Annotated in this window: 16 protein-coding genes and 1 pseudogene; 8 read left to right on the forward strand and 9 right to left on the reverse strand. The window is 63.9% G+C overall.

Annotated elements, in window-relative coordinates; genetic code table 11:
* Positions 1-90: 90 nt before the first annotated feature.
* Positions 91-723 (forward strand): glutathione S-transferase family protein, encoded by a 633-nt coding sequence (locus PCLY_RS16035; protein WP_061240629.1) that lies wholly within the window; start codon positions 91-93, stop codon positions 721-723.
* A complete protein-coding gene (locus PCLY_RS16040; protein WP_061240630.1) occupies positions 720-1,670 on the forward strand; it encodes a Nudix family hydrolase in 951 nt (316 codons plus the stop codon). Before PCLY_RS16035 ends, PCLY_RS16040 begins: the two co-directional genes overlap by 4 nt.
* Before the next feature lie 7 nt (positions 1,671-1,677).
* Here the strand turns inward: PCLY_RS16040 and PCLY_RS16045 are convergent, their stop codons facing one another.
* From PCLY_RS16045 to PCLY_RS16060, 4 genes and pseudogenes are all read right to left on the reverse strand, one after another.
* Entirely contained in the window at positions 1,678-2,253 is a 576-nt protein-coding gene (locus PCLY_RS16045) for a cob(I)yrinic acid a,c-diamide adenosyltransferase (protein ID WP_061240631.1), read from the reverse strand.
* Between the two features lie 3 nt (positions 2,254-2,256).
* Positions 2,257-4,275: an ATP-binding protein gene (locus PCLY_RS16050; protein ID WP_061240632.1), complete on the reverse strand. Its 2,019-nt coding sequence runs from the start codon at positions 4,273-4,275 to the stop codon at positions 2,257-2,259.
* 71 nt (positions 4,276-4,346) lie between these two features.
* The gene (locus PCLY_RS16055) at positions 4,347-5,258 is read right to left on the reverse strand and encodes a putative 2-dehydropantoate 2-reductase (protein WP_061240633.1); all 912 of its coding nucleotides are present in this window, start codon (positions 5,256-5,258) and stop codon (positions 4,347-4,349) included.
* Positions 5,255-6,220 (reverse strand): annotated as a pseudogene (locus PCLY_RS16060) (GGDEF domain-containing response regulator); the annotation flags it as partial. The gene PCLY_RS16055 and the pseudogene PCLY_RS16060, both read right to left, overlap by 4 nt.
* 135 nt (positions 6,221-6,355) lie before the next feature.
* On the opposite strand from PCLY_RS16060, the gene PCLY_RS16065 reads away from it, so the two are divergent.
* On the forward strand, positions 6,356-6,835 hold the full coding sequence (locus PCLY_RS16065; protein WP_061240635.1) for a YajQ family cyclic di-GMP-binding protein: 480 nt from the start codon (positions 6,356-6,358) through the stop codon (positions 6,833-6,835).
* Positions 6,836-6,938: 103 nt separating this feature from the next.
* Positions 6,939-7,766, forward strand: a complete 828-nt coding sequence (locus PCLY_RS16070; RefSeq protein WP_061240636.1) for a mechanosensitive ion channel family protein — start codon at positions 6,939-6,941, stop codon at positions 7,764-7,766.
* A 55-nt stretch (positions 7,767-7,821) separates the two neighbouring features.
* Here PCLY_RS16070 and PCLY_RS16075 read toward each other — a convergent pair whose 3' ends face one another.
* Both PCLY_RS16075 and PCLY_RS16080 read right to left on the reverse strand, forming a co-directional pair.
* Positions 7,822-9,618, reverse strand: a complete 1,797-nt coding sequence (locus tag PCLY_RS16075; RefSeq protein ID WP_061240637.1) for an AmpG family muropeptide MFS transporter — start codon at positions 9,616-9,618, stop codon at positions 7,822-7,824.
* A gap of 39 nt (positions 9,619-9,657) precedes the next feature.
* Positions 9,658-10,032, reverse strand: coding sequence for an MGMT family protein (locus PCLY_RS16080; RefSeq protein WP_061240638.1), 375 nt, complete (start codon positions 10,030-10,032; stop codon positions 9,658-9,660).
* Positions 10,033-10,048: 16 nt separating this feature from the next.
* On the opposite strand from PCLY_RS16080, the gene PCLY_RS16085 reads away from it, so the two are divergent.
* Complete coding sequence (locus PCLY_RS16085) at positions 10,049-11,041, forward strand: DUF481 domain-containing protein (RefSeq protein WP_061240639.1); 993 nt, start codon at positions 10,049-10,051, stop codon at positions 11,039-11,041.
* 159 nt (positions 11,042-11,200) lie between these two features.
* A complete protein-coding gene (locus PCLY_RS16090) occupies positions 11,201-12,214 on the forward strand; it encodes a DUF481 domain-containing protein (RefSeq protein WP_061240640.1) in 1,014 nt (337 codons plus the stop codon).
* 64 nt (positions 12,215-12,278) lie between these two features.
* On the opposite strand, the gene PCLY_RS16095 is transcribed toward PCLY_RS16090, so the two are convergent.
* Both PCLY_RS16095 and upp read right to left on the reverse strand, forming a co-directional pair.
* Entirely contained in the window at positions 12,279-13,541 is a 1,263-nt protein-coding gene (locus PCLY_RS16095; protein ID WP_061240641.1) for a uracil-xanthine permease family protein, read from the reverse strand.
* A gap of 1 nt (position 13,542) precedes the next feature.
* Complete coding sequence (gene upp / locus PCLY_RS16100) at positions 13,543-14,181, reverse strand: uracil phosphoribosyltransferase (RefSeq protein ID WP_041977009.1); 639 nt, start codon at positions 14,179-14,181, stop codon at positions 13,543-13,545.
* Between the two features lie 238 nt (positions 14,182-14,419).
* Between upp and PCLY_RS16105 the strand changes: the two genes are divergently transcribed.
* Positions 14,420-14,977, forward strand: coding sequence for a hypoxanthine-guanine phosphoribosyltransferase (locus PCLY_RS16105; RefSeq protein WP_061240642.1), 558 nt, complete (start codon positions 14,420-14,422; stop codon positions 14,975-14,977).
* Between the two features lie 62 nt (positions 14,978-15,039).
* On the opposite strand, the gene dauA is transcribed toward PCLY_RS16105, so the two are convergent.
* Positions 15,040-16,779, reverse strand: coding sequence for a C4-dicarboxylic acid transporter DauA (gene dauA / locus PCLY_RS16110; protein ID WP_061240643.1), 1,740 nt, complete (start codon positions 16,777-16,779; stop codon positions 15,040-15,042).
* 172 nt (positions 16,780-16,951) lie between these two features.
* Between dauA and PCLY_RS16115 the strand changes: the two genes are divergently transcribed.
* On the forward strand, positions 16,952-17,239 hold the full coding sequence (locus PCLY_RS16115; protein WP_061240644.1) for a PA4642 family protein: 288 nt from the start codon (positions 16,952-16,954) through the stop codon (positions 17,237-17,239).
* Positions 17,240-17,576 lie beyond the last annotated feature (337 nt).

The following is a 17,576-nucleotide window of genomic DNA, read 5'->3' on the forward strand; positions in this document are numbered from 1 at the left end:
CGCGCCTCATGGCCCCATGACGCGCGGGAATTTGCTATTCGCGGGGCGGCCTTTTAACGTCGAGCAACTTCATCCCCGAGGACGCGCGAGATGGCTCTGAAACTGGTGATTGGCGACAAGAACTATTCCTCCTGGTCGTTGCGTGCCGCGCTGGCTGTCGAGCTGGCGGGTGTGGAATATGACGAGGTGCTGGTGCGTCTGTATCAGCCGGACAGCCGGGCGCAGTTGCTGCGTCACTCACCCACCGGCAAGGTGCCGGTGCTGCTTGCCGAGCACGGGCCGGTGTGGGACTCGCTGGCGATTGCCGAGTATCTCGCCGAGTGCCACCCCGAGGCGCAGCTGTGGCCGCAGCAACGTCAGGCGCGAGCGCTGGCGCGTAGTGTCTGCGCGGAAATGCACAGTGGCTTCAGCGCCCTGCGCAGCCATCTGCCAATGGATCTGGCGCGCGACCAGGCGCTGAGCGAGTTACCCGATGCGGCGCAGGCCGATATCGATCGGATCTGCGCGATCTGGGCCGACTGCCGCGAGCGCTTCGGCAGTACCGGCAACTACCTGTTCGGCCGGCCCTGCATTGCCGATGCCTTCTTCGCACCGGTTGCTGCGCGCCTGCGCAGTTATCATGTTGCGCTGCCGACGGTGGCAGCAGCCTATGTCGAAACCATCTATCGTTGGCCGGCATTCCAACGCTGGTATCAGGCAGCATTGCAGGAGGTAAAGAGGTGAAGCGCGTTCATGTCGCAGCAGCGGTGATTCGGGGTGTGGATGGACGCATCCTGATCGCCAGGCGCCCGCAGGACAAACATCAGGGCGGTCTGTGGGAGTTTCCCGGCGGCAAGGTGGAAGACGGCGAAGCGGTGCGCGTTGCGCTCGACCGTGAGTTGCAGGAAGAGCTTGGCATCGAGCCGCAGGCTGCGCGTGCGCTGATCCAGATTCGCCACGACTACCCGGACAAGCAGGTCCTGCTGGATGTCTGGGAGGTCTCGGCTTTCAGCGGCGAGCCCCATGGCGCAGAAGGCCAGCCACTGGCCTGGGTCAGAGAGCGGCAGCTGCTGGACTATGAATTTCCCGCCGCCAACAAACCCATAGTCGCCGCCGCGCGCCTGCCTGATCGTTACCTGATCACTCCAGATGGCCTCGAACCGAGTGAGCTGCTTGCCGGCATCCGTAGCGCCCTGGCGCAGGGCGTGCGGCTGATCCAGTTGCGTGCACCGAACATGTTCGACCCGCAGTACCGTGATCTGGCTATCGATGTACAGGGTTTGTGCGCCGGCAAGGCGCAGCTGATGCTCAAGGGGCCTTTGGAGTGGCTGGGCGATTTTCCCGCGGCCGGCTGGCACCTGACGGCTGAGCAGTTGCGCAAGTACGCTGCGGGCGGCCGCCCGTTCCCTGATGATCGCTGGTTGGCCGCGTCCTGCCACAGCACTGAAGAACTGGCGCTGGCAACGCAGATGGGCGTGGACTTCGTCACCCTGTCGCCCGTGCAGGCGACCGCAACGCACCCCGAGGCGCAGCCGCTGGGCTGGGAGGCAGCGAGCGAGATGCTAGCGGGCTTCAACCTGCCGGCTTATCTGCTGGGCGGCGTCGGCCCGGCCGATATCCAGCGCGCCTGGCAGGTTGGCGCCCAGGGCGTAGCGGGCATCCGCGCGTTCTGGCCAGACGCCGCCCTGTAGTCGCGGCTCAGGGCTTTTCGGCAGCCTTCCACAGCACTTCGTCGATGCCCTGGCGCTTGGCGATCACGCGGGCAGCGACGAACAGCAGGTCGGACAGGCGGTTGACATAGGCCAGGCCCTCGGCACGTAGCGGTTCCACTGCATTGAGGTGCTGACAGCGGCGTTCGCTGCTGCGCGCCAGGCTGCGGCAAATGTGAGCCTGGGCGATCAGCCTCGAGCCGCCGGGCAGGATGAAGTTTTCCAGCGGCCCGACCTCTTCGTTCCAGCTGTCGATGGCGGCCTCCAGGCGTTGCACTTCCACCTGCTGCAGAGCCTGATACTCGGGCATCGCCAGTTCGCCACCAAGGTCGAACAGTCGATGCTGGCAGGGGTTCAGCACTTCGCTGACCTCCTTGAGGCCTGGCCAGGTCGCGGCTGCCTCGTCCAGTTCGGCGAGCAACAGACCGAGCTGGCTGTTGAGGGTGTCCAGTTCGCCGATGGCCTCGATACGAGGATGATCCTTGCCGACACGGCGGCCGTCGGCCAGCCCGGTTTCGCCCTTGTCGCCAGTGCGGGTGTAGATCTTCGAGAGGCGAAAGCCCATGTCTTAGAGTCCTGTTTGGTCGGGCAGGGAGGCCAGCGGCAGGCGTAGGGTGAAGCAGGTGCCGTGGCCGGGGGTGGAGTGCACCTCCATCTGCCCCTTGTGGTTATTGGTGATGATGAAATAGGAGACCGCCAGGCCCAGCCCGGTGCCCTGGCCAACCTCCTTGGTCGTGAAGAACGGTTCGAAGATGCGCTTGCGCACCGCCTCGCTCATGCCGATGCCGTTGTCTTCCACCTGAACTTCGGCCCAGCTGCCAGTTTGCCGCGTGCGCAGGATGATGCGGCCGGGCTCGCTGTCCTCGTCGCGTTGGTGAATGGCCTGGGCTGCGTTCTTCAGCAGGTTCAGCAGGACCTGCTCCAGCTCGTTGGCAGTGCCGGCCACCGGGCCCAACTGCGGGTCGAACTGGCGCACGATCTCCAGGGTCTTGAAGTCGAAGCTGTCGGCCAGGTCGAAGTCGTTCCCGGCGATCTCCAGCGCCTGGTCGATCAGCGCCGGCAGATCGCAGGGCGATAGCTGGCGGTCGCTGCGCCGACTGAAACTGAGCATGTGGCTGACGATCTTGGCTGCGCGTTGGCCGGCATGCTGGATACCGTCGAGCAGGCGCGGCACTTCGCGGGCCTCCATGTAATGCTCGATGGCGTCCAGGCTGATGCCGGCCTGCTCGGCCTGCTCCAGGTTCCTTTCCAGCTCTGGAGACAGGCGCCGGCGGATGTTCTGCACGTTGTGCAGGATGGCGCCGAGCGGGTTGTTGATCTCGTGCGCCATGCCGGCGGCCAGGCCGCCGACGGAGAGCATCTTCTCCGACTGCACCATCATTTCCTCAAGGGCCAGACGCTGGGTGATGTCGTCGATACGAATCACCACGCCGCGGCCCGCGCCACCCATCAGTGGGTAGAAGGTCAGTGCGTAGTGGTGGGGTTCCTCGTCCTTGTGCCAGGTCACACGCTCGATCTTTTCCACCCGGTGTTGCTCGGCGGTGCGCTTGAGCTTTGCGAGAAAGGGTTTCAGTGGCGGGAAGGCGAGGAACACCGGCTGGTTCAGCGCTTCTTCCAGGCGTGTGCCGGAGAGCGCGCTGGCCTCCTGATTCCACTGCGTGACGTAGAGCTGTTCGTCGAGCGCGATCAGTGCCGAGGGCATGGAGTCGATGATGCTGTTGAGGTAGTTCTGAAAACCGGTGAGCTTCTTCTCGATCTTGCTGCGCACCTGTACTTCCAGCTCCAGCTTGCGGTTGGAGTGGCGGGTTTCCTCGGCCAGGCTCTGCGCCTGGTCGAAGGCTTGCTGGGCGTCGTCGCGGGCGCGCTTGAGCTGCTGCTCGCGCGCCTCCATGCGCATCAGCATGGTGTTGAAGGCATCGGCCAGGCTGCCGATCTCGTCCTGATTGCCTCGGTTGGCGCGCAGCGCATAGTTTTCTTCCCGGGTGACCTGACGCGAGAGCTCCTCCAGACGGCGGATCGGCTTGGTCACCAGGCGCTTGATCTGCCTGGCGACCAGCATCCACAGCAGCACGCTGAACGCCAGAATGACCAGGCTGGCGGTCAGCGTGCCGGTGTAGAAGGCGCCAGGGAGCTCGCTGGAGGCCACCAGCAGCAGGGCGCCGGGGCGACCGCTGGGATGTGGCAGGTCGACCAGCAGGTTGGTGCGAAAGGCCGTTTCGCGCCAGTTGGGCAACTGGCTGAGCTTCTGCGGCAGCTGTAGTTTTTCCCCGCGTTGCAATTGCGCCAGGCTATCGCCGTTGCTGTCGTAGATCACTGCGGCACGCAGCGGCGCGTATTCATCCAGGCGTGTGAGCAGGGTTTGCGCCGAGGCTGGCGAGTGCAGCGCCTCCTTGCTGAGTGTCGGGCTGGCGATGAGGCGGCCCAGGGTGTGCAGGGCTTGTGGCGCCATGCTCTCCTGAGTGATCCAGTAGGCCGCGCTGATGAACGCCAGATTGGCCACCAGCATCACTGCGGCGAGCAACACCAGCAGCGCGGCAAGCAGCTTGCGGCCAACCGGCAGGTTTTCGAGGCGCTGACGCAGTCTCATGAGCGTATCGCTGTGGCGAGTGGAAGCGGCAGGTTAGCGCGCCAGGAGGGTCATTGCCACGGCATGGCGCGTTAGTCCACGGGTAGGCCGTGTTCTTGCAGGTGCCGGACCAGGCGCTGTTGCAGGTGTTGCAGGTGGGGCAGGTGCACGCCATGGCGCTGCGCGGCGGCGCTGGCGTAGCCAAGCAGATAGGCGATCTCGGTACGGCGCCCCTGGGCGACGTCCTGGTGCATGGATGAGTAGTTCGCCGCGGTGGCGGCTATGACCCGCTGCACGTCCTCATGCAGGTTTTCCGCAGCGGCCGGTTGACCGCAGCGCTGCAGCAGTTCGCCGAGTTCGGCGCACAGGGTCGCGACTTCAGCCGGGTGCTGGGCCAGTTCACCGTTGCGGCAGTCATGCAGGACGGTGAGCGGGTTGATCGCGCAGTTCAGCGCCAGCTTGCGCCACAGGCGCGCAAGGATGTCAGGGCTCCACAGGTGCGTGATGCCGGCGCGCTGCAGGTCTTCCAGCCAGGCGGGTGGTCGCGGATCGCTAGGGTCACCTAGCCAGTTTTGCCCATTGCCGGCGAAGACCACCTGAAAGTCCGCAGGGCGAAAGGCGCCCTCGGTGCTGGAGACGAACAGACAGCGTTGCCTGGGCAGTCGCTGGGCGACTTGTTCCTGGCTGCCCAGTCCATTTTGCAACAGCAGCAGCTCGGCGCCGGGTGCCAGGCGTTCGGCGACGCTCGCGGCGGCGCTGGACGCGTCATAGGCCTTGCAGGCCAGCAGTAGGCGATGGATGGGCGTGTCCGCCTGCGGCAATTCGGCCGGGATGGCGTATTGCTGGGGCTGGCCTGCTTCGATCAGCGTCAGCCCACCAGCCTCGCGGTAGGCTTCGAGGCGCTGCCGGTTGCGCAGGATCAGCCTGACGGGTAGACCGGCTCGGGCCAGGCGCGTGGCCCACAGACTGCCGAGGCTGCCGGCGCCGAGGACATGCCAGGTCACGGCAGAGGCAGACGCATGGCTGCGACCCGGCCGCTGGCGTAGGACTCGGCCAGCAGTTTCTCCGCATGCTTGATCAGCTGCTCGGGATCGGTGGGCAACGCCTTGGCGTCCAGTCCGACCAGGCTGATACCCGCCTTGAGGGTGATGAAGCCTTCGCTGGTCTTGAAGGCCTTGAGATTGAGGCCTTCGTGCAGGCGTTTGAAGCTGCTCGGCGAGCATTCGTGCAGGTCATCGAGCAGGGTGATCAGGCCGAAGTGGTTGTCGTCCAGGCGGGTCAGTACGTCCAGCGGCCTGACCAGCTGCTGCAGGCGGCGTGCTGCGCCATGCAGCAGTTCGTTGAAGAAACGGTCGCCATATTGGCTGCGCAGCTTGCCGGCTTCCTGCAAACCGATCAGCAGATAGCACACGGCACCGCCGCGCGACTCGATCTGACGCAGGCTGTCGGCCAGCTTCTGGCGCAGGTAGCGTGGGTTGCCCAGGCCGGTGAGCGGGTCGACCAGGTTGCGCCGTTCCAGACTGGCGATGTTCTGCGTCAGCATGCGGTTCTCGTGCAACAGGCGCTGTAGCGTGTTGCACAGCCGGTCGGCGGCGTAGACGCGTGGCACCAGTTGCTCGTTCATCGCCGCCTTGCTGATGAAGTCGTCGACACCGCGGTCGAAGGCTTCGCCCAGGACGTTTTCGCCTTCCTTGCCGGTCAGCAGGATGACGTAGGTGTAGTGATCGGCGGTCTCGTCCAGCTGGCGTACCCGCGCAGTGAGTTCCAGACCATCGATCTCGGGCATCAGCCAGTCGGCCAGCAGTACGCTGGCGGGGCGCTGCTCGAGCAGCTGCAGCGCCTCACTGGCGCTGCTGGCGAAACGTACGTCCTGGTAGCCGGCCTGGGTCAGTGCGCGACCGATCATGGCGCTGGAGAACTTGGCGTCGTCCACCACCAGGATGCTGAGATGGGGGTTGGGCATGGTGCTGGCTCGCAGGCAAAGAGGAAGGACGCCAAACGGCGTGTATCAGTCTGGTTATAATGGGCCCGCCAAAGTTATCGTCAAGTCAGGCGCGCTCACTCCGTGAAGAGTATCGCGCCGTCCATCAGGAGCCCACTCATGCCTTCGTTCGACGTCGTGTCCGAACTGGACAAACACGAACTGACCAATGCGGTCGATAACGCCATCAAGGAGCTCGACCGCCGTTTCGATCTGCGCGGCAAGTGCAGCATCGAAAGCAAGGACAAGGCGCTGACCTTGACCGCCGAAGCCGAGTTCATGCTCGAGCAGATGCTCGACATCGTGCGCGGCAGCCTGGTCAAGCGCAAGATCGACTGTCAGTGCATGGAAACCAAGGAGCCCTACGCATCGGGCAAGGTGATGAAGCAGGAGGTCACTTTCCGCGAGGGGATCGACAAGGAGCTGGCGAAGAAGATCGTCGCTCACATCAAGGACGCCAAGCTGAAAGTGCAGGCGGCCATTCAGGGTGAGCAGGTGCGTGTCACCGGCAAGAAACGCGATGACCTGCAGGAGGCGATCGCCGTGCTGCGCGGTCACGAGTTCGGCATGCCGCTGCAGTACAACAATTTCCGCGATTGAACCTTTGCGGCGCCAAGGCGTCGCACCCTAGGTTGATAGCATTTTGACCGCCATGGCATGCCATGGCGGTTTTGTTTCATGTACGGGAAAACAGGAGCCCCCCATGGATATGAACGTCGACGAACTGGTCAAGCTGTCCGAGGCCTGGCTGCCGGTGGTTCTGGAGTACAGCGGCAAGCTGGCTCTGGCCGTGGTCACGCTGCTGATCGGCTGGTGGCTGATCAGCCGTCTCACCTCCACCATCGGTGGCTTGCTCGAAGCGCGCAAGGTCGACCGCGCGCTGAGCAGTTTCATCGGCAGCCTGGTCAGCATCGTGCTGCGCATTCTGCTGTTGATCAGCGTGGCCTCGATGATCGGTGTGGAGACGACTTCCTTCATCGCCATGATCGGTGCGGCGGGGCTGGCCATCGGTCTGGCGTTGCAGGGCAGCCTGGCCAACTTCGCCGGTGGCGTACTGATCATGTTGTTCCGCCCATTTCGCGCCGGCGACTGGATCGAGGCTCAGGGGGTTTCCGGGAGCGTCGACCACATCCAGATCTTCCACACCACGCTGAAGACGGCGGACAACAAGGTGGTGATCGTGCCCAATGGCAGCCTGTCCAATGGTCATATCACCAACTATTCGCGCGAGCCGCGTCGTCGTGCCGATATCAACATCGGTATCGACTACTCCAGCGATATCAAGCGGGCACGGGAGGTGTTGCTGGAAATCGCCCAGGATCCGCGAGTGCAGGCCGATCCGGCGCCGGTGGTGTTCGTGACCGGGCTGGGTGACAGCGCGGTGAATCTCTCGTTGCGTGTTTGGGTGGCGACCGGCGACTTCTGGCCGGTGACTTTCGCCTTTACCGAGCTGGCCAAGGAGCGTCTGACCGAAGCCGGGATCGGCATTCCGTTCCCACAGCGCGTGGTGCACCTGGCCAAGGCCGAGTGAGACGCGATGCAACGAAAAAGCCCCGGTCGATCCGGGGCTTTTTTCTGTCTGTCGATCAGGCCTTTTCGGCCGCAGGTGGTGTCGGCTCGAGCAGCGCCTGGCGTTTGTCGCGGCGCCACTGGATGACGATGAGCAGCAGCGTGGGGATGCCCATCAATGCGGTGGCGAGGAAGAAGTGTGCATAACCGAGGTTTTCCACCATCACGCCGGAGTAGCCGCCAATCAGGCGCGGTAGCAGCAGCATGATGGAGCTGAGCAGGGCGTATTGGGTGGCGGAGAACTTCAGGTTGGTCAGGCTCGACAGGTAGGCGACGAACGCCGAGGTGGCCAGGCCTGCGCTGAAGTTGTCGCAGCTGATGGTGACGACCAGCATGTTCAGATGCGCGCCCATGCCCACCAGGGCCATGAACAGCAGGTTGGTCGCCGCCGAGGCTGCGGCGCCGATCAGCAGAATCGGCATGATGCCGAAACGCACGATCAGCAGCCCCCCGGCGCCGGCGCCGAGCAGGGTCATCACCAGGCCGAAGACCTTGCTGACGCTGGCGATCTGCTCCTTGGTGAAGCCCTGATCGATGTAGAAGACGTTGGCCATCACCCCCATCACGGTATCGGACAGGCGATAGGTGGCGATCAGGCTGAGCAACAGCAGCGCCTGCCAGCGATAACGCACGATGAAGTCGTTGATCGGTGTGAGCACCGGCGCCATGCCGCCCCAGAACAGGCTGGATATCGACAGGCTGGTGAGCAAGGTATAGAGCAATGCGCGCAGGAAGGCGCGGTCGTAGTACAGCAGATCCTGCAGGCTCAGCTGGCCCTGGAAGAACAGGTTGAGGTCGCTTTCGTAGAACTGGGTGACCATCGCTGGAATGGCGATCAGCAGGATGATCAGCAGCAGTACGGACAACAGCTGATGGAAGAAGCCGTACTTCGCCGCCGCGGTTTTCAGCACCGGTGCCAGGCCGCCCCAGAACAAGCCGGACGCGCAGACGCAGGCCAGGGTGCTGTAGAGCATGGCGCGCAGGAAGGCGCGATCGTTGTAGAGCAGCTCCTGCATGCTGACGTCGCCGACCACCATCGCTACCAGATCGCTCTGGTAGAACTGGATGAACATGGTCGGCACGGAGATGACCAGTACGATCACTGCACTGATCGCCAGCAACTGATGGAAGAATCCGTGCTTGGGTGGGGCGGCCTGAATGTGCGGTGGTGCCGGTGGCTCGCGCATCCAGATCGAGGTGAGCAGGCCCGGCAGCATCAGCAGCGCGAACACCAGGTAGGTGCCGGCCCAGGCGCTGAACTGGTAGTCCTTGGCGGTCGAACCGAAACCCTCGGCAAAGTACAGCGCACCGGCGGTGGCCAGCAGTGCGGCGACGCGGTAGCCGGTCATGTAGGCAGCAGCCAGCGCGGCCTGGTGTTCGTCGCCGAGAATCTCCAGGCGATAGGCGTCGACGGCGATGTCCTGGGTGGCCGAGGCGAACGCCACCAGTACGGCCAGGGCGACCAGCGCGGACAGGTGCGTCTGCGGATCGTAGTTGGCCATGCCGATCAGGCCGATGGCGACCAGCCCCTGTGACAACACCAGCCACGAGCGGCGCCGGCCGAGCTTGCCCAGCAGCGGCAGGCGCCACTGGTCGAGCATCGGCGCCCACACCCATTTGAAGGCGTAGGCCAGGCCGATGAGGCTGGCGAAACCGATGGTTTCGCGCGCCACACCGGCTTCGCGCAGCCATACCGAGAGCGTCGAGAACACCAGCATGTAGGGCAGGCCGGCGGCGAACCCCAGAAGCAGAAGAGCCAGTGTGGCGGGATTGGCATAGGTGGCGAGGGCTTCTCGCCAGGATTTGCGTGGCATCAGGCTCGAATCTGGGGTGGAAAATGAATAGCGCGCACTCTAACTGCTGTGCTCCATCGGGCGCCAGCCGTGACGACGCATATCCACACGTTCGTTCAGGATGCTGATGCCCTCTGCGCGCAGGCGCGCCCGTTGTTCGGCGCCGGAAGGGCTACCTGCGGCCAGGCTCAGGCGGCCGCCAGCGGCGATTACCCGATGCCAGGGCAGCGTGGTGCCATCCGGCAACTGGCTGAGCGTGCGCCCGACCCAGCGCGCGGCGCGGCCCAGGCCAGCCAGCTGCGCCAGCTCACCGTAGCTGACGACCTTGCCTGGCGGCACTTGCGCCAGCACCAGATACAGCGCTTCACGGCGTGCCTCGACGCTTGCCGGTGGCGGTGCCGGCCGTGCAGACTCTGGCGGTTTCGTCTTGCTCATAGGATGCATCCTTAACATGCGCGTACTGGTCGCCTTGTTCCTCATTGCCCTGGCTGTCCCGGTCTGGGCCGATACCGTCTGGCTGGACAACGGTGATCGTCTCAGCGGTGACATCATTCTGCTCGACGGCGGCAAGCTGGCGCTCAAGACCAAATACGCCGGCCAGGTGCTGATCGACTGGAAGGATATCGATACCCTCAGTTCGGACAAGCCCCTGCTGGTGCGCCGCAGCGGTTTCGACAACGAACGCAGCGAAAGGTTGGCCGCCGCCGGCAGCGGCATGGTCCGGGTTCAGGGTGAGCGCGAGTACACCTTGCCGCTGGCGCAGATCAAGCGGCTGGTGCCGCCACGGCCGTTGCTCGAGGACCGCCTCTGGGAAGGCAACCTCGACGCCAAGCTGGACATGAAGCGCAACCAGAACGACGTTGACGAGTGGAAGCTCAAGGGCAACACGCGGGTCGAACATGGGCGTTGGCGGCATGTGCTCAGTGGCGAGCTGGAGCGTGAAACCAAGAACGACAGGAAGGTCGAGGACAACTGGGAGCTGGAGTACGACCTTGATCGCTTTTTCACCGAGCACTGGTTCTGGCGGGTGGGGGCGCAGCAGGCCGAGGATGAGTTCGAAACCGTCGACCGCCAGCGCATCGTCGGCACCGGGCCCGGGTATCGCTTCTGGGACGATGAACTGGGGCGCTTCGATCTGATCGGCCAGTTCAATCGTGTGCGCCTGGAGTCGGACGTCGCCGACCTGGCCTTCAACACCACCTCGCTGGAGCTGGACTACAAACGCCTGCTGTGGGGCACGCGGCTGGAGTTCTATGCCAACGCCGAATTGCAGGTCCCGCACATCGACGAGATCGATTATGTGCTCGATAGCGAGTTCGGCCTGCGCTATCGACTCAACCAGTGGGCCCGCCTGTCGCTGCTCTATGAGCTGGATCAGCTGCGCGCGCAGGGGCAGACCGTGTCGGACCGGCATTACTTGATCGGTGTGGGCGTCGGCTGGTGAGCCCCCTCGGCGCAGCAGCATTCGACGGGGCGCCGCCCGACGGATCGCCGCCCGACGGAAAAAGCTGAACTCTGCGTATCCTGGTCGGTCAGCTGTTGCTCTCGCGCCGGGGTTGCGGATAATGCCCGGCTTTCGCCCACCAACGCCCTTGCCCAACTTATGTCGCGCTCTACATCGCTGTCCCTGCTAGGCCTGAGCATCGCTCTGTGCAGTTCCGCCGCTTTCGCCGATACCGTCTGGTTGAAGAACGGTGACCGTCTCTCCGGCACCATCCGCTTCTTCGATGGCAGCAGACTGCTGCTGGAAACCGACTACGGCGGCTCCATTCCGCTGGACTGGAAGAAAATCGCCACCCTGGAGAGTGACCACGAGTTGCTGGTCAAGCTCGGGCCGGTGGAGGGTGAGCGTGCCAAATCGCTGCTGGCCGCCGAGCCTGGCAAGGTCACGCTGGCCAATGGCGAGGCGCCGAAGACCATCGAGTTGACGCAGATCGAGCAGATCATGAAGCCCAAGCCGCTGGTGGAGGATTTCACCTGGAAGGGCAACATCGACCTGGGGCTGGACTACAAGCGCGGTGAGCGCGACTCCGATGACTATGACGTCGACATCAAGACCCAGGCCCGTCACGGCCGCTGGCGGCACAACGCGCTCGCCGAGTACAACCGCGAGCTGAAAGATGACGTGGTCAGCACCGACAACTGGAATGCCGAGTACGCACTCGACCGCTTCCTCACGGAAAAGTGGTTCTGGCAGGGGCGGTTCGAGTACAAGCGCGATCGCATCGAGGAGGTGGAGCGTCAGCGCACCCTCGGTACCGGTCCCGGTTATCAGTTCTGGGATGATGAGCTGGGTGCGTTTTCCATCGCCACCCTGGCCAACCGCAGCGATTACCGCTACAGCAATGGCGAGCAGGATCGCTTCTACGCCATGAGCGTGAAGTGGGACTACAACCGCTACCTGGTCGGCAAGACTGTCCAGCTGTTCAGCGTCGGCGAGGTTGGCCGGCCGCTCAGTGGCGCGGCTGACTACAGCCTGGATGCCGAGATCGGCCTGCGCTACAAGGTGACCGACTGGGCCTCGCTGAACGTGAAGGCCGAGAAGGACATGGTCAGTGGCGCCGAGGGTGATCTGGATGAAACCCGCTACACCCTGGGTTTCGGCGTTGGCTGGTAAGTTCTGACGTCGTTGCATACGAAAAAGCCCTCGATCATCGCGGGCTTTTTCTTGGGCGGCGAAATCACGCCTCTTCCGTGTCCCGTTTGCGCCAGCCGTCGCCGCCTGGCAGTACTAGGTTGAGCAGCAGGGCGCTGATGGCGCACAGGGAAATGCCCGACAGGGCGAATTCCTTGCCGCCGATGACCATGCCGCCGATGCCGAACACCAGAGTCACCGATACGATGATCAGGTTGCGGGCTTCCGACAGGTCGACCTGATGGCGGATCAGGGTGTTGAGGCCAACCACAGCGATGGAGCCGAACAGCAGGCAGAGAATGCCGCCCATCACTGGTACCGGAATGCTTTGCAGGGCGACACCGAATTTGCCGATGAAGGCCAGGGCGATGGCGAACACCGCTGCCCAGGTCATGATCTTCGGGTTGTAGCTCTTGGTCAGCATCACTGCGCCGGTGACTTCGGCGTAGGTGGTGTTGGGTGGGCCGCCGAACAAACCGGCTGCCGAGGTGGCCAGACCGTCGCCGAGCAGGGTGCGATGCAGGCCGGGCTGCTTGACGAAGTTCTTGCCGGTGACGTTACCGATCGCCACTACGCCGCCGATGTGCTCGATGGCCGGTGCCAGGGCTACCGGCACCATATAGAGGATGGCGCCCCAGTGCAGTTCTGGTGCGATGAACTTCGGCACGGCCAGCCAGGACGCCTGGTGCACGGCGCTGGTGTCGATCACCCCGAGCAGGGCAGCGATGGCGCAACCGACCGCGATACCGGCGAGGATCGGCACCAGGCGGAAGATGCCGCGCCCCAGCACCGCGACCAGCAGGGTGGTGATCAGTGCCGGCATCGAAATCATCATCGCGGTGCTGTAAGGCACCAGTTCGACGCTGCCGTCCCCGGCCTTGCCCATGGCCATGTTGACCGCCACGGGCGACAGCGCCAGACCGATGGAGATGATCACGGGGGCGATCACCACTGGCGGCAGCAGGCGGTCGATGAAGCTCGGGCCGCGTAGTTTGACCACCATCGACAGCAGGATGTAGACCAGGCCTGCCGCGATGATCCCGCCCATTACGGCCGGTAGGCCGAACTCGCCCTTGGCCGCCAGAATCGGCGCGATGAAGGCGAAGCTGGAGGCCAGGAACACCGGCACCTGACGCTTGGTCACCAGTTGGAACAGGAGGGTGCCGATACCGGCGGTGAACAGGGCGACGTTAGGGTCCATGCCGGTGATCAGCGGCATCAGCACCAGGGCGCCGAAGGCCACGAACAGCATCTGTGCCCCGGAAATGCCCTGGCGCCAAAGCGGATCCTTGAATTCCGTCTGCGACATGTCAGGCGTCCTTCTGCTTGGTGCCGAAGATCTTGTCGCCGGCATCGCCCAGGCCCGGAATGATGTAGCCGTGCTCGTTCAGGCACTGATCGATGGAGGCGGTGAAGATGGTCACGTCCGGGTGAGCCTGCTCGACGGCCTTGATGCCTTCCGGAGCGGCAACCAAGACCATGGCGCGGATGTCCTTGCAGCCGGCTTTTTTCAGCAGATCGATGGTGGCGACCATCGAGCCGCCGGTGGCCAGCATCGGGTCGATGATCAGCGCCAGGCGCGAGTCGATTTCCGGCGCGAGCTTTTCCAGGTAGGTGTGCGCTTCGAGGGTTTCCTCGTTGCGCGCGACACCCACGGCGCTGACCTTGGCGCCGGGGATCAGGCTGAGCACGCCGTCGAGCATGCCGATGCCGGCGCGCAGGATGGGCACCACGGTGATTTTCTTGCCGGCGATCTTCTCGACCTGCACGGTGCCTGCCCAGCCTTCGATGTCGTAGGCTTCCAATGGCAGGTCGTTGGTGGCTTCATAAGTCAGCAGGGCGCCCACTTCCTGGGCCAGCTCACGGAAATTCTTGGTGCTGATATCGGCGCGGCGCATCAGGCCGATCTTGTGACGGATCAGCGGGTGGCGGATCTCGCGAGTGGGCATGGGCTGGGATCTCCAACGGGGCTCTGGGAAAAATCGCGTTAGATTAAAGCATTGCTCATGCCAAGTGGTGGGTGACTGATGAGTCACAGCGTCCTGCGCTGCGCATCGGCTACGCTGGTCAGGCGATACTTGGCAAGTGCTGCACGGGTCTGTACCTTTGCCCGCTTTTATTTGACGACTCGATCAGCTTTCAGGCTGTTCGCCGCCATTCATCAGTCCGATCAAGAGAGAGCTCATCATGTCCGCCGATCTCGCGCACATTCGCCAAATCATGGCGGAAGCCGACTGCCTGTTCACCGAAGCCGAGGTGGAAGCGGCCATCGACAAGGTCGCCAGCCAGATCAACGCCGAGCTGGCCGAGTGCAATCCGGTGGTGTTCTGCGTAATGAACGGCGGCCTGATCTTCGCCGGCAAGCTGCTGACCAAGCTGAACTTCCCGCTGGAAGCGTCCTACCTGCACGCCACGCGCTACCGCAATGAAACCAGCGGTGGCGAGCTGTTCTGGAAGGCCAAGCCGGAAGTCTCCTTCATCGACCGCGACGTGCTGATCATCGACGACATCCTCGACGAAGGGCACACCCTGGGCGCGATCATCGATTTCTGCCGGCACGCTGGCGCACGTGCCGTGCACACCGCGGTGCTGATCGACAAGGAACATGACCGCAAGGCACGGCCTGATCTGAAGGCCGATTACATGGGCCTGCAGTGCATCGACCGTTACATCTTCGGTTACGGCATGGACTACAAGGGCTACTGGCGCAACGCCGCTGGCATCTTCGCGGTCAAGGGGCTGTAAGCCTCTTTATCCTGATCCTTGGGCGCGGCTAATGCGCCCTCTTGTTCGCTGTCCGGCGTACCCTAGTCGGATGGCGTCTCTTGCGCTGCGTCATCCAGCCAGCGCAAGGCTTTCTCCCGCGCCTGCGGCAGATCACGCACATAAGCCAGCTGCCCAGCACGTCGGTGAATGCCGGCGCGGCGCAGCTGCAGCCGGACCTGCGCAGTTGGGCCGCTGAGAATCAGGGCGATGCCCTGTTGGCGATAGTCGCGTAGCACGTTGTCCAGTGCCGCCAGGGCGGTCATGTCCAGCAGTGGCACGGCGCTGATGTCGACGATGACGACCCTTACCCCCGGGGTGAAACGCCGCAGCACGCTCAGCGCCTTTTCTGCCGCGCCGAAGAACAGCGGGCCGCGAATGGCGTAGGCCAGCACATGTGCGGGCAGGTCACGCAGGGCTTCTCGCTGTTGGCGGCTCAGTGCTGCGGTATCGGTCAGTTCGCTCATGCGCTTGATGAACAGCCCGGCCGCCAGCAGCAGGCCGACGCCGACGGCCAGCACCATGTCGAACAGCACCGTCAGCACCAGGCAGGTCAGCAGTACCAGCACGTCGCTGCGTGGAGCGATGCGCAGGGTATGGACCACATGCTGGGGCTCGCTCATGTTCCACGCCACCATCAGCAGCAGCGCGGCCAGGGCCGCCATGGGCAGATAGCTGAACAATGGGGCGAGCAGCAGAATCGCCGCCAGCACCACGCCTGCATGCACCAGTGCCGCCACGGGAGAAAAGGCGCCTGCCCGCACGTTGGCTGCCGTGCGGGCTATGGCGGCGGTGGCGGTAATGCCGCCAAAGAAAGGAGCGGCCAGGTTGCCCAGGCCCTGGCCGATCAGTTCGGCATTGGGATCATGTTTGCTGCCGGTCATGCCGTCGGCGACGACGGCGCACAGCAGTGACTCGATGGCGCCGAGCATGGCGATAGCGAAGGCCGGCGCCAGCAGCTGGCGGATCAGCTCGAATGACAGCACCAGTGGTTGGCCGTCGGCGCCCGGCAGATTCCAGGGCAGCGCCAGGTCCGGCAGGAAAGGCGGGATGCCGGGATACTCGATGCCATCGAGCTGATAGCTGAAGCGCTCGCCCAGCGTCGCCACATGCAGGCCCAGCTGTTCCAGGGCAAGCGCGAGCAGGGCGCCGATCGCCAGGGCGACCAGGTGCGCGGGAATCTTCGGCACCAGGCGCGGCCAGATCAGCAGTGTTGCCAGGCATGCGACGCCGACCAGGCTGTCGCCAAGCTGCAGGCTGGGCAGGGCGTGAATCAACAGGTTCACCTGCTCCAGCAGGTGCTGGGGAGTGCCGGCCAGGTGCAGGCCGAACAGGTCCTTGATCTGCAGGACGGCGATGACGATGCCGATACCGGCGGTAAAGCCCAGCGTCACCGGATAAGGCACGAACTCGATCAGGCGTCCGGCGCGCAGCAGACCCATGGCGATCAGGATCACGCCGGCCATCAGCGTGCACAGCAGCAATCCGCCGAGGCCGTATTGCTGAGTGATCGGCAGCAGGATCACCACGAAGGCGGCGGTGGGGCCGGATATGTTGAAGCGCGAGCCGCCGCATAGCGCGATCAGGGGCGCGGCGATCAGCACGGTGTAGAGGCCGTGCTGCGGCGCCACGCCCACGGCGATGGCCAGCGCCATGGCCAGCGGAATGGCGATGATGCCGACCGTCAGGCCGGCGCTGAGGTCGCCGCGCAGGGCCTTCCAGGAGTAGCCCGCGCGCAGGGTTTGGCGCCAGGCGGCGAACAGCGGTAACGATGGTCGTGACATGCTGGCTTCCTAATGGCTTGGCGCATTATAGGGGCCAGTTTGCACGGCGCGGCATGACCTAGGTCGGCTGTCGTGTCGATTTTTCGCGTGTTAGCCTGCCGGGCTGTGCGTTGAGCCGCGCGCAGCTCGGCGGTACACTGCCGGCCCTCTGTAATGTTGGCGGGAGCGGGCGATGCGTAAAGACAAGAAGCAGGTGATTGGCGAAGAAATCAGCGATGACTCGGTCAAGCTGTTCCTTGCGGTGGAACCGGCGGATGCCACGCCGCCTTCGCTGCATAAGCTGGTCAAGGCTTATCGCGGTCTGCGTGTCGATGACTTCGAGCGTTTTGTGGGTTTCTTCAAAGCCGCAGGCTACGACCTCGCGGCTACTGATGCGCAGGGCCATGACTTTATCGCGTTGATTCAGGATCAGCGCAATGCCGAGCCTTATATCGAAGTGATCAAGGCCGCTCGTGGCTGACCTTCGCCGTATCGAAAATGCCTGCTTCCTTGCGGAGGCGGGCATTTTTTATGGTTCTTCGCGTTCTCGTGGGGACGATACGCTTGACACCGGACTGGCAATTACGTGTTAGCTGTCGATGACCTGGCACTCTCCATTAGCGCACGGCCTGGTCTGATGGGTTTCGCCCCTTACGGGCGACTTACTTTCTTTGCTTGTGCAAAGAAAGTAAGCAAAGAAACACACCCCTGCATACGGCCCCGGCTGCGCCGGGGTTCCCTCCTTCCATAACCGTTCCAGGGGCACGCTGCGAAGGGCCATCCCTGGCTCATCGCAGCTCTCGCGACATCCATGTCGC

Source organism: Ectopseudomonas composti (genome assembly GCF_001567565.1).
Classification (GTDB): Bacteria; Pseudomonadota; Gammaproteobacteria; order Pseudomonadales; family Pseudomonadaceae; genus Aquipseudomonas; species Aquipseudomonas composti_A.